The sequence below is a fragment of the Novosphingobium sp. KACC 22771 genome (assembly GCF_028736195.1).
Classification (GTDB): domain Bacteria; phylum Pseudomonadota; class Alphaproteobacteria; order Sphingomonadales; family Sphingomonadaceae; genus Novosphingobium.
In genome coordinates this window covers 2,926,454-2,947,521 of sequence record NZ_CP117881.1, presented here as the reverse complement: position 1 = coordinate 2,947,521, position 21,068 = coordinate 2,926,454, and the positions used below count along the sequence as shown (strand labels likewise).

The 21,068-nt window shown below is 64.5% G+C and carries 24 protein-coding genes; 6 read left to right on the top strand and 18 right to left on the bottom strand.

Annotated elements, in window-relative coordinates:
- Positions 1 to 5: 5 nt before the first annotated feature.
- On the bottom strand, positions 6 to 1,460 hold the full coding sequence (gltX, locus tag PQ467_RS13625) for a glutamate--tRNA ligase (protein ID WP_274173921.1): 1,455 nt from the start codon (positions 1,458 to 1,460) through the stop codon (positions 6 to 8).
- A 31-nt stretch (positions 1,461 to 1,491) separates the two neighbouring features.
- On the opposite strand from gltX, the gene PQ467_RS13620 reads away from it, so the two are divergent.
- Positions 1,492 to 3,735, top strand: a complete 2,244-nt coding sequence (locus PQ467_RS13620; protein WP_443192948.1) for a ComEC/Rec2 family competence protein — start codon at positions 1,492 to 1,494, stop codon at positions 3,733 to 3,735.
- Here the strand turns inward: PQ467_RS13620 and lexA are convergent.
- From lexA to moaC, 3 genes are all read right to left on the bottom strand, one after another.
- Complete coding sequence (lexA, locus tag PQ467_RS13615; RefSeq protein ID WP_274173919.1) at positions 3,729 to 4,412, bottom strand: transcriptional repressor LexA; 684 nt, start codon at positions 4,410 to 4,412, stop codon at positions 3,729 to 3,731. The genes PQ467_RS13620 and lexA overlap by 7 nt on opposite strands.
- Before the next feature lie 66 nt (positions 4,413 to 4,478).
- Positions 4,479 to 5,684, bottom strand: a complete 1,206-nt coding sequence (locus PQ467_RS13610; protein ID WP_274173918.1) for a molybdopterin molybdotransferase MoeA — start codon at positions 5,682 to 5,684, stop codon at positions 4,479 to 4,481.
- The gene (moaC, locus tag PQ467_RS13605) at positions 5,681 to 6,154 is read right to left on the bottom strand and encodes a cyclic pyranopterin monophosphate synthase MoaC (protein WP_274173917.1); all 474 of its coding nucleotides are present in this window, start codon (positions 6,152 to 6,154) and stop codon (positions 5,681 to 5,683) included. Before moaC ends, PQ467_RS13610 begins: the two co-directional genes overlap by 4 nt.
- 92 nt (positions 6,155 to 6,246) lie before the next feature.
- Between moaC and PQ467_RS13600 the strand changes: the two genes are divergently transcribed.
- Positions 6,247 to 6,807 (top strand): ADP-ribose pyrophosphatase, encoded by a 561-nt coding sequence (locus tag PQ467_RS13600; RefSeq protein WP_274173916.1) that lies wholly within the window; start codon positions 6,247 to 6,249, stop codon positions 6,805 to 6,807.
- Here PQ467_RS13600 and trpC read toward each other — a convergent pair.
- From trpC to PQ467_RS13575, 5 genes are read right to left on the bottom strand one after another with little or no spacing between them, the layout of a single operon-like run.
- Positions 6,804 to 7,592, bottom strand: a complete 789-nt coding sequence (gene trpC / locus PQ467_RS13595) for an indole-3-glycerol phosphate synthase TrpC (protein ID WP_274173915.1) — start codon at positions 7,590 to 7,592, stop codon at positions 6,804 to 6,806. The two genes, PQ467_RS13600 and trpC, sit on opposite strands and share 4 nt — an antisense overlap.
- A complete protein-coding gene (trpD, locus tag PQ467_RS13590) occupies positions 7,589 to 8,584 on the bottom strand; it encodes an anthranilate phosphoribosyltransferase (RefSeq protein ID WP_274173914.1) in 996 nt (331 codons plus the stop codon). The genes trpC and trpD overlap by 4 nt, the downstream gene beginning before the upstream one ends.
- Positions 8,581 to 9,174: an anthranilate synthase component II gene (locus PQ467_RS13585; RefSeq protein ID WP_274173913.1), complete on the bottom strand. Its 594-nt coding sequence runs from the start codon at positions 9,172 to 9,174 to the stop codon at positions 8,581 to 8,583. Before PQ467_RS13585 ends, trpD begins: the two co-directional genes overlap by 4 nt.
- On the bottom strand, positions 9,171 to 10,697 hold the full coding sequence (locus PQ467_RS13580) for an anthranilate synthase component I family protein (RefSeq protein WP_274173912.1): 1,527 nt from the start codon (positions 10,695 to 10,697) through the stop codon (positions 9,171 to 9,173). Before PQ467_RS13580 ends, PQ467_RS13585 begins: the two co-directional genes overlap by 4 nt.
- 28 nt (positions 10,698 to 10,725) lie before the next feature.
- Positions 10,726 to 12,651 carry a peptidyl-prolyl cis-trans isomerase gene (locus PQ467_RS13575; RefSeq protein ID WP_274173911.1) on the bottom strand — a complete coding sequence of 642 codons (1,926 nt, stop codon included), beginning with the start codon at positions 12,649 to 12,651 and terminating at the stop codon, positions 10,726 to 10,728.
- A 285-nt stretch (positions 12,652 to 12,936) separates the two neighbouring features.
- Here PQ467_RS13575 and tpiA point away from each other — a divergent pair, with 285 nt between their 5' ends.
- The 3 genes from tpiA to PQ467_RS13560 all read left to right on the top strand — a co-directional run bounded on the left by tpiA (position 12,937) and on the right by PQ467_RS13560 (position 15,983).
- Positions 12,937 to 13,689 carry a triose-phosphate isomerase gene (tpiA, locus tag PQ467_RS13570; protein ID WP_274173910.1) on the top strand — a complete coding sequence of 251 codons (753 nt, stop codon included), beginning with the start codon at positions 12,937 to 12,939 and terminating at the stop codon, positions 13,687 to 13,689.
- Positions 13,690 to 13,832: 143 nt separating this feature from the next.
- Positions 13,833 to 14,174, top strand: a complete 342-nt coding sequence (secG, locus tag PQ467_RS13565; protein ID WP_274173909.1) for a preprotein translocase subunit SecG — start codon at positions 13,833 to 13,835, stop codon at positions 14,172 to 14,174.
- A 177-nt stretch (positions 14,175 to 14,351) separates the two neighbouring features.
- Positions 14,352 to 15,983 carry a CTP synthase gene (locus tag PQ467_RS13560; RefSeq protein WP_274173908.1) on the top strand — a complete coding sequence of 544 codons (1,632 nt, stop codon included), beginning with the start codon at positions 14,352 to 14,354 and terminating at the stop codon, positions 15,981 to 15,983.
- 231 nt (positions 15,984 to 16,214) lie between these two features.
- Here the strand turns inward: PQ467_RS13560 and PQ467_RS13555 are convergent, their stop codons facing one another.
- The 9 genes from PQ467_RS13555 to pspA are packed head-to-tail and all read right to left on the bottom strand — an operon-like array spanning position 16,215 to position 19,592.
- The gene (locus PQ467_RS13555; protein WP_274173907.1) at positions 16,215 to 16,565 is read right to left on the bottom strand and encodes a YbaN family protein; all 351 of its coding nucleotides are present in this window, start codon (positions 16,563 to 16,565) and stop codon (positions 16,215 to 16,217) included.
- Positions 16,566 to 16,571: 6 nt separating this feature from the next.
- Entirely contained in the window at positions 16,572 to 16,979 is a 408-nt protein-coding gene (locus tag PQ467_RS13550; RefSeq protein WP_274173906.1) for a SufE family protein, read from the bottom strand.
- 25 nt (positions 16,980 to 17,004) lie between these two features.
- Positions 17,005 to 17,238, bottom strand: a complete 234-nt coding sequence (locus tag PQ467_RS13545; protein ID WP_274173905.1) for a hypothetical protein — start codon at positions 17,236 to 17,238, stop codon at positions 17,005 to 17,007.
- Between the two features lie 23 nt (positions 17,239 to 17,261).
- Positions 17,262 to 17,522: a hypothetical protein gene (locus tag PQ467_RS13540; protein ID WP_274173904.1), complete on the bottom strand. Its 261-nt coding sequence runs from the start codon at positions 17,520 to 17,522 to the stop codon at positions 17,262 to 17,264.
- 27 nt (positions 17,523 to 17,549) lie between these two features.
- Entirely contained in the window at positions 17,550 to 17,843 is a 294-nt protein-coding gene (locus PQ467_RS13535) for a hypothetical protein (protein WP_274173903.1), read from the bottom strand.
- 21 nt (positions 17,844 to 17,864) lie between these two features.
- Positions 17,865 to 18,155 (bottom strand): hypothetical protein, encoded by a 291-nt coding sequence (locus tag PQ467_RS13530; RefSeq protein WP_274173902.1) that lies wholly within the window; start codon positions 18,153 to 18,155, stop codon positions 17,865 to 17,867.
- A 28-nt stretch (positions 18,156 to 18,183) separates the two neighbouring features.
- Positions 18,184 to 18,561, bottom strand: a complete 378-nt coding sequence (pspC, locus tag PQ467_RS13525) for an envelope stress response membrane protein PspC (protein WP_274173901.1) — start codon at positions 18,559 to 18,561, stop codon at positions 18,184 to 18,186.
- Positions 18,558 to 18,875, bottom strand: a complete 318-nt coding sequence (pspB, locus tag PQ467_RS13520) for an envelope stress response membrane protein PspB (RefSeq protein WP_274173900.1) — start codon at positions 18,873 to 18,875, stop codon at positions 18,558 to 18,560. The genes pspC and pspB overlap by 4 nt, the downstream gene beginning before the upstream one ends.
- Before the next feature lie 3 nt (positions 18,876 to 18,878).
- Complete coding sequence (pspA, locus tag PQ467_RS13515) at positions 18,879 to 19,592, bottom strand: phage shock protein PspA (RefSeq protein WP_274176162.1); 714 nt, start codon at positions 19,590 to 19,592, stop codon at positions 18,879 to 18,881.
- 401 nt (positions 19,593 to 19,993) lie between these two features.
- On the opposite strand from pspA, the gene pspF reads away from it, so the two are divergent.
- On the top strand, positions 19,994 to 21,019 hold the full coding sequence (gene pspF / locus PQ467_RS13510) for a phage shock protein operon transcriptional activator (RefSeq protein WP_274173899.1): 1,026 nt from the start codon (positions 19,994 to 19,996) through the stop codon (positions 21,017 to 21,019).
- Positions 21,020 to 21,068: the final 49 nt, after the last annotated feature.

Below are 21,068 nucleotides of genomic sequence, written 5' to 3'. Positions count from 1 at the left end.
ATGGCTCAAATTTTTGTGGTTTCCATTTGCTCCGCGATGCGCGCGAGGCTTTCCTCTCGCCCAAGTAGGATCAAAACGTCGAAAATGCCCGGAGACGTGGTTTGCCCGGTCAGCGCCGCGCGAAGCGGCTGCGCCAGTTTACCAAGACCGAGCCCAAGCTCGCCGGCCAGTGATTTGACCGTGGCCTCCAGGGCCTCGATTGTCCAGTGCGATTCCTGCAACAATGTTGCGTGAATTTTGTTGAGAATGGTGCGCGCCTCGTCGCTCAGCAACGCGGCGGCCTTTTCCTCCAGCACCAGCGGACGCGACACGAAGAGGAAGCGCGCCGCGCCTGCCAACTCGTTGAGATCCTTGGCGCGAACCTTGAGCACCGGCATGGCGCGGGCCAGCAGTTCGGCATCAACCGGCAGATCGGTGATCCGCGCGCCCACCAGCTCGGCCAGACGCGCATCATCGGCCTCGCGCAGGTAATGGCCGTTCAGATTCGCCAGCTTGGCAAAGTCAAAGCGCGAGGCGCCCTTGTTCACATCCTTGATGTCGAACCATTCGATGGCCTGGGCAATCGAGATGATTTCCTCATCCCCATGGCCCCAGCCAAGGCGCATCAGATAGTTGAGCACGGCCTCGGGCAGCAGGCCCATGTCGTCGCGATAGGCGTCCACGCCCAACGCACCATGACGCTTGGAGAGTTTTGCACCGTCCGCGCCGTGGATCAGCGGGATATGGCCATATTCCGGGTCGGGCCAGCCACCCTCGATCGCATCCATCGCGCGGATGATCACCAACTGGCGAAAGGCATTGTTGATATGGTCATCGCCGCGGATCACATGGGTCACGCCCATATCGTGATCGTCCACCACCACGGCCAGCATGTAGGTCGGCGTCCCATCAGAGCGCAGGATGATGAAATCATCCAGCTCGACGTTCTGCACGGTGATGCTGCCCTGCACCAGATCGTCGATCACGGTCGCGCCGTCGCGGGGGGCCTTGATGCGCACGACATAGGACTGACCCTCGGGCCATTGATCGGGCGTGGCGTCGCGCCAGGGCGACTGGATACGGAACGGGCGCTTTTCGGCCTGCGCCGCCTCGCGCATCGCGGCCAACTCTTCCTGCGTCAGATAGCAGCGATAGGCATGGCCCGCATCCAGCAGCTTGTGCGCCACCTCGGCATGGCGGGGCGAGCGTTCGAACTGCATCACTGCAGGCTGATCGCCATCAAGACCCAGCCAGCGAAGACCATCAAAAATCGCGTCAATCGCCGCGTCCGTCGAACGCGCGCGGTCGGTATCCTCGATGCGCAGCAGATACTGGCCACCGTTCGCGCGGGCATAGAGCCAGTTGAACAGAGCCGTCCGCGCGCCGCCAATATGCAGAAAACCTGTGGGAGAAGGCGCAAAACGAGTGACAACAGGGCGTTTGCCGGTGCTATTGCTGCCAGCCAACCCCGAACTTGTCATTCCCTTGTCCTTTCTGTCCTAATAAGGGCCCATGGTTCCAGCGTCCCACAGCACCACCCAATCGGCAGAGCGTCCCGCCTCTTTGGGGGGGGATAGCGCTGCAACGCAACATGGCCCTTGGCGCAGCCGCGCGCGCTTGGCAAGTTTTGCTTTGGTCTTAGAGCATTTTCTGTTGCGCGCGGGGCCGACCCTTGCGCCATGGCTGGCCGTGGGCATGGCGGCGGGGGTGGCCGGGTGGTTTGCGCTGGCCGACCAGGCGCAATGGATATGTTTGATAATATTGTGTTTGTTGGCAGCAGGCGCGTCGGCTTGGACTATGCGTCGGGGCGGCGATATCCTTTGCCTGCCGCGGGCGGTTTTAACGCTGTCCTTGTCGGTCGCGCTGGGCTGCGGGCTGGTGTGGGGCAAGTCGGCCTTGGTCGGTACCCCCGCGATTCCCGGTCCGCTGGTACTCGATATGCGCGCCATTGTGCTGGAGCGGCAAGAGTTGACCGCGCAATCGCGCGTCCGGCTGGTTGTTGCCCTGCGATTGCCCGGCGAGGATCGCGCGATAAAGGCAAGAATATCATTAAAATACAATGATTTGGCGGTCAATGCGGGCGAGGGGGCGATTGTCCGGCTGCGTGCGCGGCTGTTTCCTCCGGCCCCGCCGCGCCTGCCAGGGGGCTACGATTTTGCCCGGGCGGCGTGGTTTGATGGATTGGCCGCCACGGGCAGCGCGCTGGGGCCGGTGCAGGTCGAGTCGCAAGGTACCCCCTCGGGCCTGGCCCCTTGGCGCCATGCACTGGCTGCGCATGTGCGCGCGGCCGTACCCGGATCGGCCGGAGGCATGGCGGCGGCCTTTGCCAGCGGTGAGCGCGGCGGCATTACGCCGCAGGACGAGGCTGCAATGCGCGATGCAGGGCTGACGCATCTGCTGTCGGTTTCCGGCCTGCATGTCAGCGCGGTGGTGGCCGCGACCTATTTTCTGGCGCTACGGCTGCTGGGCCTGTGGCCATGGCTGGTGCTGCGCGTCCGGCTGCCGGTCTTGGCCGGGGGCATCGGTGGGCTGGCGGCGGTCGGCTATACGCTGTTGACCGGGGCAGAGGTGCCGACCGTCCGATCTTGTCTGGGGGCCTTGCTGGCTCTGGCGGCGATGGCTGCGGGAAGGCGGCCCTTTTCGGTGCGTTTGCTGGCGCTGGCCGCAGGATTTGTCATGCTGCTGTGGCCCGAGGCGGTGGTGGGCCCCAGCTTTCAGATGAGTTTTGGTTCGGTGCTCGCGATTGTGGCCTTGCACGAGGCGGCGCCTGTGCGCGCCTTCCTTGCCCGGCGTCAGGAAGGCTGGTGGATCCGGATGGGGCGCGATCTGGCTATGCTGTTGCTCACCGGTTTGGTGATCGAATTGGCGTTGATGCCGGTGGCCTTCTTTCACTTCCATCGAGCGGGCATATACGGCTCACTGGCTAATCTGCTGGCCATCCCGCTCACGACTTTTGTCTCCATGCCGCTGATCGGGGCGGGATTGCTCTTCGATCTGATCGGGGCTGGCCGACCATTCTGGCACTTATGCGGTTGGTCGCTCGATCTGTTGCTGGGGCTGGCGCGATGGGTGGCTGCGCGGCCAGACGTCGTGGCGCAATTGCCGGTGATGGGCAGTACGGCCTATGTCTGCATGGTGCTGGGGATGCTGTGGTTGGCCCTGTGGCGCGGGCAAATCCGCCTGCTGGGGCTGATACCGGCGGTGGCGGGGTGCCTCTGGCTGGCTATGTTAAGCCCCCCCGACATGGTGATCACCGGGGATGGGCGACAACTGGGCCTGATCGATCCCCAGAGCCGCCAGTTGCTGATCCTTGGGCAAGGCCGCTCCACCTATGCCCGCAGCAGTATGCAGGATGCGATGGGCGCAAGCGGCGAGGCCATACCCATCGAGCAATGGCGCGGCGCGCAATGCAACGACAGCTTTTGCCGGATCACCATCACGCAGGGGGGGCGAAACTGGCGCATTCTGGCCGCGCGTGGCGGCGGGATGGTGGAGGAAAAGGCGATGGCGACCGCCTGCGGCTATGTCGATATTGTCGTTTCGCGGGTGGCGCTGATGCCCTCTTGCCGTCCTCGCTTGCTCCGCGCCGACGAACCCTTGCTCTATCGCACGGGTGGCATGGCGCTTTATCTGGCCCAAGGGCGAATTGTCACTGTGGCACAAAGTCAGGGCCAGCATCCATGGTGGCGCGCGCCCGGTTTGAAACCGCGGGAGGAGGCTGATGCCCTGCCTCCCGCCATTCCTTTGGATCAGTGATAGCGGCGGAGCAGTCCGGCCAGCTTGCCCTGCACCTGAACTTCGCCGGGCTGGTAATATTGGGGATCATAGGCCGCATTGGCCGGGTCGAGCCGCACCAGACCGCGTTCGCGGCGCAAATATTTGAGCGTTGCTTCCTCGCCGCGCACCAGCGCCACCACGATTTCGCCTTCACGCGCCACGTCGGTCTTGCGGATCAGCGCCAGATCGCCATCGAGAATTCCCGCCTCAACCATGGAATCGCCCGAAACCTCAAGCGCGTAATGGTCGCCAGCACCCAGCAGTGCAGCAGGCACCGGCAGCATCGACTGCCCTTCCAGCGCCTCGATCGGCACACCGGCGGCGATCCGGCCATGCAGCGGGATTTCCACCACGTCATTGGCAGGCGCGGGGGCCGCAGGCTTGGCCAGTTCCGCAGGCTTTTTCGGCGCGGCGGGCTTGGCCGCGCCCGGCGGCGTCACATCCTCGGGCTGGCGCAAAACCTCAAGCGCCCGCGCCCGATTGGGCAGGCGGCGGATAAACCCGCGCTCCTCCAAAGCGGAGATCAGCCGATGCACCCCCGATTTCGACTTGAGGTCCAGCGCTTCCTTCATTTCCTCAAAGCTGGGCGAGACGCCGGACTCTTCGAGGCTGGCCTGAATGAAGCGCAGCAATTCGTGCTGTTTGCGGGTAAGCATAGAAACCTCCCAACGGGGGTGTTGCGTGAACAATTGCGGAACAATTACGCAACAATTACCCTTACGTCAAGCGCTTCCGCCATTTTCGATCAAATGGATGCGCACGACCTCTCCTGCTGCCCTGGCCGGGGCGTGGGCGTCATGCTCGATCAGGCAATTGCTGGCGGCCATGGCAGCCAGCGCCGAGGAGTCGCGCATCGGGCGGGGCATCACCTCGCGTCCGTCCCACCATCCGCGAATGAACTCGCGCCGGTCCGCGCCCGCCCCCAAACCTTCGTTCAGTCTCGCCATCGCCGTGCGGGGCAACGGATCGCCCGCCCCCTGCATCGCGCGCAGCAGCGGCAACAGGAACAGATGCGCCGTCACAAAGCTCGACACCGGATTGCCCGGCAGGCCGATCACCACTTGTGCCCCGCGCGTTGCCACCAGCAAGGGTTTGCCGGGCCGTATCGCCACTTTCCAGAAATCGACGCGCGCGCCCCAGCGGGCCAGCGCGGGCTGGATCAGATCATGATCCCCCACCGAGGCCCCGCCGCTGGTGACAATGACATCGGCATCGCCCGCAAGCTCCAGCGCCGCGCCCAGCGCATCGAGATCATCGGCAACCGGGCCCAACCGCAGCACCTCGCCAGCCAATCCGGCCACCATCGCGCCCAGCATCGCCCCATTGCTGGCGGGCAGCCGGTCGGGCGGACAGGGCAGGCCCGGCGCAATCAATTCATCCCCGCTGTCGAGGATCGCGAGACGCGGGCGGCGATGCACCGACAGCGCGCCATGCCCCGCCGCGATGGCCAGCGCCATTTGCGCCGGGCCAATCCTCGTGCCCGCTGGCAACAGCGGATCGCCTTCGCAAAAGTCCAGCCCACGACGACGAATGTGGCGCCCCTCCGGCTTTGGCGGCGTCCCTGTCAGCAGCAACCGTTCGCCTTCGCGTGCCGCATCCTCCTGACACAGCACGGCGCCAGCGCCATCAGGGACCAGCGCGCCGGTTGAAATGCGAACCGCCTGGCCGGGGCGCACCATACCGGCAAAGGGATGCCCCGCCGCGCTTTCGCCGACAATGTCCCACGGCCCGGCCAGATCGCCCGGCGCCAGCGCATAGCCGTCCATCGCCGAGAGGTCGGCGGCAGGCTGCGTGCGCCGCGCCAGCAGCGGGGCGGCCAGATAGCGGCCCAGCGCGGCCTCGATAGGCGTTTCCTGTGCCTGTGTCAGACCGGCCAGCGCCAGCACCCGCGCCTGCGCTTCTTCCAGCGGCAAGGGGGCGCGGCTCATTCCGGCGCTTTCCAATGGCCCGACTTGCCGCCGCGTTTTTCGATCAGGCGGACCTGTTCAATCACCATGCCTTTGTCGATCGCCTTGGCCATATCGTAAATGGTCAACAGCGCGAGGGAAACGGCAGTCAATGCCTCCATTTCGACCCCGGTTTTGCCGGTCAGGCTGGCGCAGGCCGTGACGCGGATCGCGCTCTCGTCCATGGCAAAATCCACGGTCACACTGTGCAGCGGCAGGGGGTGGCACAGCGGTATCAGATCGGCGGTTTTCTTGGCCGCCATGATCCCGGCAATGCGCGCGGCGGCCAGAACGTCGCCCTTGGGCACATCGCCGTCGCGTATGGCGTTGAGCGCCGCCGCGCTCATGCGGATGCGGCCTGCGGCAATTGCCACGCGCGCGGTTTCGGCCTTGGCGCCAACATCGACCATGCGTGCATGGCCCTGCGCGTCGAGATGGGTCAGTTCGCTCATGCTTCTCTCTTGCCAAAGCGGAGGCATCAGGCAACGAAGAAATGCGCGAATGGAGCTAAGCCGACTTCAAGATTTTGAGGGAATAGGGAAATATGGCCGAAATTATCGCCCGGCATTTGATTTACGACGGCTGGTACCGCTTTTCCCGGCTGGAATTGCGCATGCCTGATGGCAAGGTTTCCGAACGCCACCTGCTTGATAATGGTCAGGCTGTGGCGGTGCTGCCGTTTGACCCGGCGCGGCGAGTGGCGATGCTGATAACCCAGCCGCGCGCGGCCGTTCTGGACGCCGGGGCGCCGCCTTTGCTGGAGGCGATTGCGGGCGGACTGGACGGCGCGGGACCGGAGGAGCGCATTCACGAGGAGGCGATGGAGGAGGGCGGTATCCGCCTTTCCGCGCTTGAGCCTTTGGCCAATATCTGGCCCATGCCGCCGGTTTCAACCGAGCGGGTGATGCTTTATCTGGCCCAATATTCCGCCGCCGACCGGGTGGGCGCGGGCGGTGGGGCCGAGGATGAGGACGAGCATATCAGCGTGGTCGAGATCAGCCTTGACGCCCTGCGCGACCGGGTGATGGCCGGGACGCTGGAGGACGCCAAGACGCTGATTCTGGCGCAGGCCCTGATGCTGCGCCATCCTGAAATCTGGGCTTAAAGGCCCAGCAGGGCGCGGGTCGCCGCCGCCACATCTTCCTGCCGCATCAGGCTCTCGCCCACAAGGAAGGTGCGCGCACCGCATGGAGCCAGGCGCAGCAGATCGGCATGAGTGTTAATCCCGCTTTCGGCCACCAGCAACGTCCCCTCCGGCGCCAGCGGGGCAAGGCGTTCGGTGGTGGCGATGTCGGTCTTGAAGGTCTTGAGGTTGCGGTTGTTCACCCCGATCAGGCGCGAGCGGAGATTGGCGGCGCGCGCCATCTCTTCCTCATCATGCACCTCGACCAGAACGGACATCTGGCGCTCGATCGCGGCGGCTTCGATCTCGGCCATCTGGGCGTCCGACAAAGCGGCGACGATGATCAGGATCGCATCGGCCCCAATGGCGCGGGCCTCGGCCACTTGCCAAGGATCGACCATGAAATCCTTGCGCAGCACCGGCAGGTCGCAGGCGGCCCGCGCCGCGATCAGATAGTCCTCATGCCCTTGAAAATAGGGCGCATCGGTCAGGATCGACAGGCACGCCGCCCCGCCCGCCTGATAGGCGCGGGCGTGCGCTGGCGGATCGAAATCGGCGCGGATCAGCCCCTTGGAGGGGCTGGCCTTCTTGATCTCGGCAATCAGGGCAAAACCATCCGCGGCCTTGGCGCGCAATGCCGCTTCAAACCCGCGCGTGGGGGTCTGTTCGCTGGCGCGGGCGTCAAGGTCGGCGATGCTGGCCAAAGGCTTGCGCGCGGCAACCTCCTGGCGCTTGGTGTCGCAGATTTCTTTGAGTTTGTCGGTCATTCGCAAGCCTTGATCCAGCAATCGAGGAGGCCCTTGGCCAACCCCTTGTCAATGGCCTCTGCGGCCTCCTCGGCGCCTTCGCGCCAGTTCGAAACCTCGCCCGCCACCATCAGCGCGCCCGCTGCATTCATCAACACCGCATCGCGGTATGCCCCATGCTCGCCCATCAGCAAACGGTGCAGCGCAGCCGCATTATAGGCCGGATCGCCGCCCTTGATCGCCTCGACCGGATATTCGGGAAGGCCGGCGTCCGCAGGCGTCACCCGCTTCATCGCCACGCCGTCGCCGCGCACGTCGGCCACTTCATTGCCGCCCGCAAGGCTCAGCTCGTCCAGACCCTCGTCGCCCGAAATGACAAAGCTGCGCGTCGTGCTAAGGCGCCGGATCGCTTCGGCATAGATCGGCACATAGGCCGGGCGCGCAATGCCCACCAGTTGACGCTGAACATTGGCTGGATTGGCCAGTGGCCCCATCAGGTTGAAGATCGTGCGCGTGCCCAGCGCCCGCCGGATGGGGGCGATATGCTTCAGGCTGGGATGATGCGCCTGCGCAAAGAGAAACGCGATGCCGATCTCGCCCAGCGTGCTCTCCGCGCGCTCCCCTGCATGGGCCAGATTGAGGCCCAGAGCCTCCAGCGTATCGGCCGCCCCTGCCTTGGACGAGGCCGCCCGGTTGCCATGCTTGGCCACCGGCACGCCGCAGGCCGCCACCACCAGCGAGACGGCGGTGGACACGTTGAGCGTGTGATGCCCGTCGCCCCCGGTTCCGCACACATCAACGGCGCCTTCGGGCGCGTGGACCGCGATCATGCGCGCACGCATCGCCCGCGCCGCGCCTGCGATCTCGCTCGACGTCTCCCCGCGCGCCGAAAGGGCGACGAGAAAATCGGCAATCGCCTCATCGGAGACCTGACGGTCGAGGATCGCGCCGAAAATGCTCTCTGCCTCACCCTCGTCAAAGGGCTGGGCGGTCACTTCTGGCAGCGCGCTCATGCAGGCATGCGGGCATCGATCCCGCAGGTTTTAAGAAAATTGGCCAACATCGCATGGCCATGCTGGGTGGCGATGCTCTCAGGGTGAAACTGAACCCCGTGGATCGGCAGCGAGACATGGCGGAAGCCCATCACATGCCCATCGTCGCTGCGCGCATTCACATGCAGGCAGGCCGGAATATCGGTGACGATCAGCGAGTGATAGCGCGTGGCGATGAAGGGAGAGGGGATGCCCTCGAACACACCGCTGTTGTCATGCGTTACCGGGCTGGTCTTGCCATGCATCAACCCGCCGCGCTGCACCGTGCCCCCGAAATATTGCCCGATGGACTGATGGCCAAGGCAAACGCCCAGCAGCGGCTTGTCCGCATCCGCCGCTGCGCCCACCAGATCGAGGCTGATCCCGGCCTCATTGGGGGTGCAAGGGCCGGGCGACAGCAGGAAACCCGCCGCGCCGCTGTCAATCGCCTGCGCGGGCGTCAGCGCATCGTTGCGCACCACCTCGACCTCGGCGCCCAGTTCCATGATGTAATGGACCAGATTCCAGGTGAAGCTGTCGTAATTGTCGATGACGAGGATTTTATTATTCATTGCCCAAACCCCGCTTCCTGCGCCACGCGCACCGCCTCGCGGGCGGCGGCAAAGAGGGCGCCGGATTTATGTTCGCATTCGCGCTGTTCATAGACCGGATCGCTGTCGGCCACGATGCCCGCGCCCGCCTGTACGTGCAACACGCCATCTTTCAGGATGCCGGTGCGCAGCACGATGCAGCTGTCCAGATTGCCGTCCGGCCCGAAATAGCCAACGCCGCCCGCATAGGCGCCGCGCGTTTCGCCCTCCAGCCCGGCGATGATCTCGCAAGCCCGCACCTTGGGCGCGCCCGACACGGTGCCTGCCGGGAAACCGGCGAACACAGCGTCAATCGCATCGGCGCGGCCCGTGTCCAATTCGCCCACCACATTCGAGACGATATGCATCACATGGCTGTAACGCTCGATGGTGTAGCTTTCGGTGACCTTGACCGTGCCCTTGGCGGCGACGCGGCCCACATCGTTTCGGCCCAGATCGAGCAGCATCAGATGTTCGGCGCGCTCCTTCTGATCCTCCAGCAGGCTGATCTCATTGGCCTTGTCCTCGGCCGGAGTCTTGCCGCGCGGGCGGGTGCCCGCGATGGGGCGGATGGTCACCTCGCCATCGCGCACGCGGACCAGAATTTCCGGGCTGGACCCCACCACGGCAAAACCGGGCAGGTCGAGGAAATAGAGGAAAGGCGAGGGATTGACCCGGCGCAGCGAGCGATAAAGCGAGAGCGGCGGCAGGGTGAAGGGCGCGGTGAAACGCTGCGCCAGCACGACCTGAAAGATGTCGCCCGCCTCGATAAATTGCTTGGCCTGCTCGACCATCTCGCCATAGCGGCCCGGCGCCATCACCGGGGTAGGCATCGGCATGGGCATGTCGGGCGCGGCGCGTACTGGTTCGGGCGCGGGGGCGGCCAGAGCGCGCAGGGCGTCATCAATCCGCTCCTGTGCAACCTCCAGCGCGGCGACTGGTGCACGGTCCGAAGGCCAGACCGGCGCGACGGCAAACAATTCATCGCCCAGCCGGTCGAACACAAGGATCACCGTGGGGCGGACAAACAGCATGTCGGGCAATTCCAGCGCGCTTTGCGGAGCGCGCGGCAGCTTTTCTACCAGCCCAAAGGTTTCATAGCCGAAATAGCCCACAATACAGGCCAACGCCGGGGGCAGGGCCGCAGGCACATCCATCCGGCAGCTTTCGACAAGGCGGCGCAGCTCGCTCAAGGCATCGCCCGCCAGCGGCTCAAACGCCTCGCGGTCCTGCGCCCAGACGCGGTTGATTTCGGCGGCATGGCCGGTGGCGCGAAACACCAGATCGGGGGCCAGACCCAGCAGGCTGTAACGCCCGCGCACTTCGCCGCCCTCAACCGATTCGAGCAGGAAATCGCCCCGCTCGCCCGCGAACAGCTTTATCGCCGCGCCTACGGGTGTCTCTGTGTCGGCAATGACGCGGCGCCACACCAGCGCCGGATTCCCGCCAGACAGCAAGGAATGGGCGGCGTCCCAGTTTTCTGGGCGATGGGTGTGGTCGGTCATTGCTCTTTCGCTTTTTGAGGATGAAACGTCAGTTGCCGCCGGCAAGCTGGCCGGTGACAGTCTTGATGGTGCTTTCGTTGCGCTCCACCTTGACTTCGGTGCGGATCGCGCGGCGCAGGCTCTCGGCCTGTTCGCGCGCGGCCAGATTGTTGAGCTCGCCCTTGACCTGCCCGACGAGCGGGTCATTGGCGGCCACGGTGCCCGGCGTGATGGTCTTGAGCTGGACCGCCATGAAGCCCCTGTTGCCCGCGATCGGGATCAGCTTGGTCGTGCCCGGCGCCATGCCGAAGAACATCGCCACCGCAGGCGGGATCTGACCCCCGCGCGACATGATTTCCTCACGGCCCAGATTCATCTGCTGAACCGGGGGGAGGGCCACGCCCAGCTTGGCCACTTCGGCGGCCAGATCGCTACCCTTCTTGCCTGCGGCCAGCAGCTTCATCGCGGCGGCGCGCGCGGCAACCGAGCCCTTTTCAAGCTGGATATCCGCCATCACCTGCGCGCTGATCTGGTCCAGCGGGGCCGGGGCGGCAGGGATGATCTTGGTCACGTCAAAGATCACAAAGCTCTTGCCCGCGACCAGTTCGCTGATCTGGGGCTGGCCTTCATGGTCCATGCCAAAGGCGGCGGGCAGGATCGAGGCGAGTTCGGCCGGAAGCCCCATGCCGGCGGGCGTCTTGGCCGTCAGCAGCGGGGTTTCGGCCATGGTCAGGCCCAGTTCCTTGGCGGTGTCGGACAGGGCGCCGCCCTTGCCGAAATCATCGTTCACCTTTTCCGTGAGAGCGGCCAGGGCCTGCTTGCGCTTTTCCTCGGTCAGGGCTGCGGTGATCTCGCCTTTTACCTGTTCCAGCGTGCGGGCGGGCTTGGCGTCGATGGCATCGACGCGCACCAGCGCCCAGCCGAGCGCGCCCTTGACCGGGCCAGCGGTGGCGCCAACCTTGGCGGCATAGGCGGCCTCGGCCACAGCGGCGCTGCTCTTGATCGTCAGGTCGGCCTTGCTGACCGCGCCGAGCGAGGCCACCGAAAGGCCCTTGGCCTTGGCGGCGGCCTCAAGGCTCTCGCCCTTGGCCACGGCGGCGGCAATGTCCTTGGCCATGCTCTCGCTGATGACGATGACCTGCGAGACCTTGCGGGTTTCGCTGGCGGCATACTGGGCGGCATTGGCCTTGAAACGGGCGGCCACTTCGGCCTCGGTCGGGGCCGAGGACTGCTTGATCACCGATTCGTCGAAACGGGCGTAACGAATCACACGGCGTTCGGGAACGGCATAAGCGGCCTTGTGGTTGTTGTACCATGCGGCCACTTCGGCCTGCGTGGGCAGGCCCTTGGGCGCAAAGGCGCTGGAGGGCAGCATGGCCGCCAAGCCGCTGCGGTGTTCCTTGAGCAGCGAGGCATATTGCACCACCGCGCTCTGGGGCAGGGCAGCGCCGAATTGCGCGGGGGCCAGCAACTGGCGCGACACCAGATCGCGCGCGAAACTGTCGCGCACATCGGCATCGTTCATCTGGCGCTGGGCCAGCACCGAAAGATAGGCGTTCTGGTCAAACTTGCCGCCCGCGCCCTGAAAAGCGGGGATCTTGGCCAGTTCGCTGTCGATCAGGCGCTTGCCCGCGATGATGCCGACCTTGCGCCCAAAGGCCATCTGGGCCTCGCCGTCGATCATCTGATCCAGCACCAGATCAAGCCCGCCTTCGGCCAGAAAGCTCTTCATGGTGACGCCGGGCTGCTGCTGGCGGGTGATTTCCACCGCCTGCTGCATCTGCTTGGTCAATTGCGCGGTGCCGATGGTCGTGCCGCCCACCTTGGCCACGCGGTCGCCCCCGGTGATGCTGCCCGAAGAGATCATGTTCGACACATCGCCCGCGGCAAACGCCAGAGCCAGCATCACGATCAGACCCAGCGCGGCGAACACGCCGACCGAGGAGTGGAAGAACTTGCGGAACACTTGCAGCATCAAACCAACCCGTCACCGCGGCCCCGCCCAAAAGGCGTGCGCCGTCAAAATCATCAGCAGGCGGCTTTAGGCGGCTTGATCCGATCCCGCAAGCGGCGCAGGCGCGCAAATTTGCGGGGCCTTTGCGCCGGGTTTGCGTCTTTTCGGTGGGTTGCGCCCACGCGCCTTTTGACAAGCGGCGCCTCCTTGCCCTAGGCGCGCATACGCATGCTGGGGAAGCGTGGCGAGGTGCGGCAGGTAAAATCGCCGCATGGCGCCCCGCGATTTAGGAAGGACAAAGGGATCATGGCTTTGCGGCCCTATATCGTCGGCAACTGGAAGATGAACGGCCTGCGCGCCACATTGGCCGAGGCGCGCGCGATTGACCGCGTGGCGGCCCGCTATCCGGCGGTGGATGTGGGCATCGCCCCGCCTTTCACGCTGGTCCATGCCATGGCCGAAGAGGCGCAGGCGATGGCCGTGGGCGGTCAGGATGTCCATGCCAAGCCCAGCGGCGCCTATACAGGCGATATTTCCGCGCCCATGCTCGAAGATGCCGGTGCGCGTTTCACCATTGTTGGCCATAGCGAGCGTCGCAGCCTGCATGGCGAGGGCAATGCCGATGTGCAGGCCAAGGCGGTTGCCGCCCGCGCGGCGGGACTTGGCGTGATCCTGTGCGTGGGCGAAACCGAGGCTGAACGCGACGCCGGGCAGGCCGAAGCCGTGGTTTCGGGCCAGTTGCACGGCTCGCTGCCCCGCGAAGGCGCTGAAGGGCTGGCCGTGGCCTATGAGCCGGTCTGGGCCATCGGAACGGGTCGTGTGCCTTCGGTCGAGGATGTGGCCGCGATGCACCGCGCGATCCGGGCTGATCTGGTCGCCATCTATGGCGATGCGGGCAAGGGCGTGCGGATCCTTTACGGCGGCTCGGTCAATGCGGGCAATGCCTCGGAATTGCTGGGCGTGGCCGATGTCGGCGGCGCTTTGGTCGGCGGGGCCAGCCTGACGGCGGAGAGCTTTGCCGCGATCATCAATGCCGCCGCGATGCTGATCGAGGGCTAGAGGTTTGTCGCCCGGATGACGGCTCAGGTTGGGGCGGGGTGGAAGCACCCCCTTGCAACTGGGCTCATGCGCGCCTAGATGCGCGCCATTCCATTCATGCGGTGGCCTCCTTCGGGCGGCTGCCATGTCGAGAGTCGCGCTTCATGTTCATCTTCCTTATTGTGCTTCAGGCCATTGTCGCGGCCATGCTGGTCGTGGTGATCCTGATTCAGAAGTCGGAAGGCGGCGGTCTTGGCGTTGGCGGCAGCCCATCGGGCTTTATGTCGGCGCGCGGCGCGGCGGACTTTCTGACGCGCAGCACGGGCGTTCTGGCCGCGATTTTCGTGGGCCTGTCGATTGTTCTGGCGGCTCTGGCTGTGGCCAGCGCGACGAGCCAGAAGGTTGACACCTCGCTCGACCGCAGCGTTTCGGCACCTGCTGCGGCACCTGCCGCACCTGCGGCTCCGCTTCCTGCCGATCCGCTGGCCGGCGCGGCCAAGAAGTAATCTGGTGTATTTGTGTCAGCCACCCTGCCGCAGTCGCGGTGGGGTGGTTGGCGTTTGGGCATTCCGCCGTCTGCGGCGCTTTTTTGGCGCGTCTATGCACAGGACTGTGGATTGCTTGCTCGCTGGCGCGCATGCGCGCTTGGATTGATGGTTCAAAAAAGGTAAGGCGCAATCCCCATGGCGCGGTATATTTTCATCACCGGCGGCGTGGTCTCCTCGCTGGGCAAGGGTCTTATGGCGGCTTCACTGGCCGCCTTGTTGCAGGCACGCGGCTTCAAGGTCCGCATCCGCAAATTCGACCCCTATCTCAACGTCGACCCCGGCACCATGAGCCCGTATCAGCATGGCGAAGTCTTTGTGACCGACGATGGCGCAGAGACCGACCTCGATCTGGGGCATTATGAACGCTTCACCGGCGTTTCGGCGCGCAAGAGCGACAATATCACCTCGGGCCGCATCTATCAGACGATCATCGCCAAGGAGCGCCGCGGCGACTATCTGGGCGCGACGGTGCAGGTGATCCCGCATGTCACCGACGCGATCAAGGATTTCGCGCAGGCCGACACCGAGGATCTCGATTTCGTGCTGTGCGAGATCGGCGGCACGGTGGGCGACATCGAGGGCCTGCCCTTTATTGAGGCGATCCGTCAGCTTCGCAACGAACTGGGCCGTGAGCAGACCTGCTTTGCCCATGTCACGCTGGTGCCCTATATCGCGGCGGCGGGCGAGTTGAAGACCAAGCCGACTCAGCACTCGGTGCGCGAACTGACTTCTTACGGTATCCAGCCCGATGTGCTGCTGTGCCGCTGCGAACAGGAATTGCCCGAGAATGAGCGCAGCAAGATCGCGCTCTTCTGCAACGTGCGCAAGGAAGCGGTGATCCCGGCGCTCGACGCGCCCAACATCTATGCTGTGCCGCTGCAGTATCACGCCGAGGGGTTGGACAATGCGGTGCTGCACCACTTTGGCCTGACCGCGCCCGAGCCAAAGCTCGATCAGTGGCAGGCGCTCACCAAGACCTATGCCGCACCCGAGGGCGAAGTGACCATCGGTGTGGTGGGCAAGTATGTCGTGCTTCAGGATGCGTACAAGTCGCTGAACGAAGCGCTGGTGCATGGCGGCATTGCCAACAAGGTCAAGGTCAACATCAAGTGGATCGACGCCGAAATCTTTGAAAAGGATGAGGAAGAGATCGTCGCGACGCTCGAACCGCTCCATGGCGTCCTCGTGCCCGGCGGTTTTGGCGAGCGCGGCACCGAGGGCAAGATCTCGGCGGTTCGTTTTGCCCGCGAACGCAAGGTGCCCTTCTTCGGCATCTGCCTTGGCATGCAGATGGCCTGCATCGAAGGTGCGCGCAACACGGCCGGGATCGCGGATGCGTCCTCGACCGAATTTGGCGAAACCACCGAGCCGGTCGTCGGTATCATCACCGAATGGATGAGCGAAGAGGGGCTGCAGACGCGCAACTCCGAAACCGATCTGGGCGGCACGATGCGCCTTGGCGCTTACGAGGCCAAGCTGGCGGGCAACAGCCATGTTGCGGCGATCTATGGCAGCGATACGATCAGCGAGCGTCACCGCCACCGTTATGAGGTGAACAGCCACTACCGCGATGCTCTTGAGCAGGGCGGGCTGGTGTTCTCGGGCATGTCGCCCGACGGCCTGCTGCCCGAAATCGTCGAGCGGCCCGATCATCCGTGGTTCGTGGGCGTGCAATTCCACCCCGAACTCAAGAGCCGTCCGTTTGAGCCGCATCCGCTGTTCAAGGGCTTTATCGAGGCGGCGGTGCGGCAGGCGCGGCTGGTTTAAGGGTTCAAGGTTTAAGGGTGCCTCCGGCGGGCAAAGGGCGGGGGCCCTTTGCAATCCCGTTATTGGAGTGGGTTTGAGGTTGAGTGCTAAAATAATTAAAGCCTGCGGCGCATATTATTGGCGCCGCAGGCTTTAATTTTGAAACGGCGCCTCCGACACAAAAGACCGAACCCTTGGCGTAACGAAGACATTAACGGGAGAGCGAGGGACGAGTCCCTCGCATTCATCCTTCTATTCCGCCCTGGTCCAGATCCAAGTCCCCGACAGAAGCATCACCCCTGCCGGGATCAGCACCCACGGCCACCCCGCCGTAAAAGCCGTAATCCCCACCGACACCGCCATCGCGATCAGCGCGCCTTTCTTCGCCCGGCGCGGGATCGCCCGCCTTTCGCGCCATTGGCGCAGGGGCGGGCCATAGGTGGGATGGTCGAGCAGGCGTTGCTCCCAAGCCGGGTTGGAGCGGGCAAAGCAGAACAGCGCCAGCAGCAGAAACGGCACCGTAGGCAGCAGCGGCAGAAACGCCCCCACGATGCCAAGGCCGACAAAGAACAGGCCGCCCGCTTGATAAAGGTGGCGGCGCATCGGCGATCAGCCCGCCGCGAGCCGCGACGCGTGATCCTTGATCAGCGCGATCATGTTGGGCACGCCCTGCGTCCGATTGCTGGAAAGCTGGTTTTTCAGATCAAACGGCGCCAGCGCCTCGGCAATGTCCATCGCGGCCACTTCCTCGGCGGGCCTGCCCTGCACCGCAGAGAGAACCAGCGCGATGATGCCCTTGGTGATCGCCGCGTTCGAATCGGCCAGGAATTGCAGCCGGTCGCCCTGTTCCACCGGATAGACCCAGACGCTGGCCGAACATCCGCGCACCAGCGTAGCGTCGGTTTTCAGCGCATCGGGCATGGGGTCCAACTCGCGGCCCAGTTCAATGAGCAGGCGGTAACGTTCGTCGGCTTCGAGGAATTCATATTCCTCGGCAATATCGGAAAGGCTGCGCATGGGGATGCGATAGCGCCCAAGGGCCTTACAAATCAACCCCGGCGGCAATCGCTTCCAGCTTGCGGATGCGTTCTTTGAGGTCGGCGATCTCGATGCGGTGCGTGGCCGAGGGCTGGGCCGGCTGATCGGCTTTGCTCACCACATCCAGTTCGCGGTGCTTGAGCGCCAGCCAGCCAGACCATCCGCGCAGCAGCGCAATCGAGAGCATGGCCAAACCGGTGAGGGCGGAGATCAATTCAGGCAGGGTCAGGCTGTCCATGAGGGATCCTCCGAGGAGTGCGGTCAACGATCGCGCAGGGCTTCGATTTCGGCGGAAAGGCGCTCGGCGCTGCGGCCTTCGAGCGAGGAGGAGGTGGCGATGCGTTCGAGCACGCGGATGCGTTCGCGCAGGGCCTCGACCTCGGCATCAGGGGCCTGAGCCGCGGGACGCCCCTCGCCATAGGCCATCGCGGCCATCTTGCGGCGGTGGCGCAGGACGATGGCGGTCAGGACGATGCCGGTCCACATCAAAGGTGCAAGGCTGTGAATGAAATCATGCAACATGGCTTCAAACCTCTTTGGCGGCCCCGATTATCGACGGAGCGATTCGATTTCATCGGCCAGATCGCGGGCCTTGCGGTCCTCGGTGGCGATGCGTTCAAGCACCTTGATGCGTTCGCGCAATTCCTCGACCTCGCCTTTCAGGCGCTGGTTCTGGATTTCGGCTTCGGCATCGCGGTCGGCGTGTTCGATGATGGTCTGCTTGCCCTTGTCATCGATGGTGACGCGGCGGGCGCGGCCCGACCGGCTGTAGAGCCCGGCCTGAAACACTTTGGCGACCGAGGTGACGATGACAATAAGAACAATGGCTTCCCAGAAGTTCATGACAGTCGCTCCCAACAGGGATCAGTTGAGCGGGTCGCGGCGGTAATCCTCCACCGCCTTGGTGTCGCGCAGGGCCTCGATTTGCGCGGCAATGTCATAGCCCTTGTCGGTGACAATGCGTTCCAGCACGCGGACCCGGTCCTCCAGTTCCTGCGTCTTGGCGACATATTGGGCGGCGCGCTGGGCGGTATCTTCGGCGGTGGCGCGGATCTGCATTTCGGCGATGCGGGTCTTGTGCCTGGTCCAGATCGCCACAATCGGGATCGAGAGCGCGACAATCGGAATGAACGCGCCAATGGTGCCAGCGGACATGGAAATTTCCCCTTATCCTGCGCGGATGTCAGCGCAGATTTTCAATTTCTTCGGACAGACGCGGGTTGGACGAGACATAGTAGTCCTCCACCGCGGCCAGACGGCGGTCCAGATCGCGAAACTTGGAGCGGACCTCGCGGGTGGTGCGGCCCGGCGACTGGCGCACGCCCTGCCAGAAGCGCTGTTCCTCGCGGTCGGTGTAAAGCGCGCCGGGTTTGTTGGGCGCCAGAAAGCCGATGCCGAAATAGACCACCCAAGCGGTGCCCCCGCTCATCGAGAGCAGGACCAGCGTGGCGATCCGTACCCAGAGCACGTCAATTCCGGTATAATCGGCAATCCCGGCGCAAACGCCCATGAACTTGCCATTGGCCTTGTCACGGTAAAAACGGGTGTGGATCGGGTTCATCGAAAGCTCCTGTCGGCAGAGCGGGCGCGCAAGCGGTCAATGTCTTTGGCGATTTCGCGCAGCGGTTGGTTGTCGATTTCGCGGTTGGGCATTTGGGCGGCGGGGCGGAAATCGGGGTGATCGGAGGCGACGAGGCGCTCGACCGTTTCCATCCGTTCATCCAGCCGTCGCGCCAGTTGGTAAAGTTCCTCCAGCAGCGCTTCGTCATCCGAAGTCAGCGTGGCCGAGGTTTTCCATTTGGTGACATAGTGCAGGATGATCCAGGGCAGGCCGATGAAGAGCGCGCAAATGGCCACCAAAGGCACGATATCCATGGTTTAGCCCTCCTTCTTCAGCGCGCGCTTCATGGCCTCCAACTCCTCGTCCACCTTATCGCCGGAGGCGAGGGCGGCGATCTCGTCGGCAAGGCTGGGCTTGGCATTGTCGGCCAGACCCAGCGCATCGGCGCGGCCCTCGGCGTAATCGACGCGGCGTTCCAGCGCATCAAAACGCGCCATCGCCTCATCCACCCGCTCGCTGGCCAGCAGCGTGCGCAGTTTCACGCGGTTTTCCGCGCTTTCGAGGCGGGCGGCAATCGCGGTCTGGCGGCTGCGGGCCTCGCGCAGGCGGGTCTGCAGCTTTTCGATGTCGGCCTCAAAGGCGCGCAGGGAATCGTCCAGCACGGCCACTTCGGATTGCAACTGGTCGGCCATATCGCCCGCCTTGCGCTTTTCCACCAATGCTGCGCGGGCCAGATCCTCGCGGTCCTTGGACAGGGCAAGCTGCGCCTTTTCGCCCCAATCGGCCTGAAGCCGGTCGAGCTTGGCGATATGGCGGCGCATTTCCTTTTGATCGGCGATGGTGCGGGCGGCCGATGCGCGCACTTCGACCAGCGTTTCCTCCATTTCGAGGATGATCATGCGGATCATCTTGGAAGGATCCTCGGCCTTTTCCAGAAGATCGGAGAAATTGGCGGCGATAATGTCGCGGGTGCGGCTGAAAATGCCCATGCGGCTTGCTCCCGAAGGTGGATTGGATTGCAGTTTCTCGATTTCCCGTTCTAGCCTGTTGTGGCCTCGCGAGAAATCCTGAAGCGAAAAAAACCGGGCCGGAGGGGAAGATGTCCGTTCGCGTGCTGTCGGGCTTTTTGCGAGATCGCGCGGGGGCGGCGTGCGATCTTCACCCGACCAGCGGGCGGAATGCCCCTCCGGCCCGTCTTTCGCCAAACCCATGGGAATGCGCATCGAGTGTGTCGGCGATGCGCCTGTCGCGCCGGGGGTGTCGGCGGGAAAGATGGGTTCAAGAGGCGAAAGTTCGGTCATGCCGGATACAACGCAAAGCCCGTGCCAATTTGCCGATGGCGCGGAAATTCGGGGTTTTGCCGACGCGCGCGCTTGACGATATATGTGAATTTTGCCAAACATCGGGAAATTTCACCAAGGATCGGTTGCTCGTGGCGCTCTCTCCCCACCATGCCCCGCGTGATGTGCAATTCATCGGCCAATCGGGCGCTTTCCTCGATGCGGTCGAACGGGCCAGTCGCGCTGCCCCGCTGCGTCGTCCGGTGCTGGTGATCGGCGAGCGCGGGACGGGCAAGGAACTGATCGCCGAACGTCTCCACCGCCTGTCCTCGCGCTGGGATGAGCCCTTGGTGACGCTCAATTGCGCGGCCATGCCCGAGACGCTGATCGAGGCGGAACTCTTCGGGCATGAGGCGGGGGCCTTTACCGGGGCGACGCGGGCGCGGGCGGGGCGCTTTGAGGAAGCCGATCGCGGCACGCTTTTCCTCGACGAACTGGGCACACTTTCCATGGGCGCGCAGGAGCGCCTGCTGCGCGCGGTGGAATATGGCGAGGTGACGCGGATCGGGGCCTCGCGCCCGCTGCGGGTGGATGTGCGCATTGTGGCGGCGACCAATGAGGACCTGCCCCGGATGGCGCGCGAGGGGCGGTTTCGCGCCGACCTGCTCGACCGGCTGAGTTTCGAGGTCATCACCCTGCCGCCGCTGCGGGCGAGGGAGGGGGACATTTCGGTGCTGGCCGAATATTTCGGGCGGCGCATGGCCAGTGAAATGGGCTGGGAGCGCTGGCCCGGCTTTACCGGCGCGGCGGCGGCGGCGCTGGAGAAATACCACTGGCCGGGCAATGTGCGCGAATTGCGCAATGTGATCGAGCGGGCGGTCTATCGCAGCGACAGTCCGGACTTGCCGATTGGTGAAATCACCTTTGACCCCTTCGATTCGCCCTGGAAGCCGACCCAATCGCTGCGCGCGGCCGACAGCGAGGCCGCGCCCGCGCCGGTTATGGCGGGCGATCTGGCCGGAGTGTCGGACCTGCGCGGCGCGGTCGATGCGCATGAAAAGGCGATTGTCGAGGCCGCCCTTGCCCGTCACCGCTATAACCAGCGCCAGACCGCCAAGGCGCTGGGTGTGACCTATGATCAATTGCGCCACACAATGCGGAAACATCATCTGCTTTGACTTGGGCGGCACGATGCCTAAGTTGCGCGCAAATTGTAAGAAAGGCGCG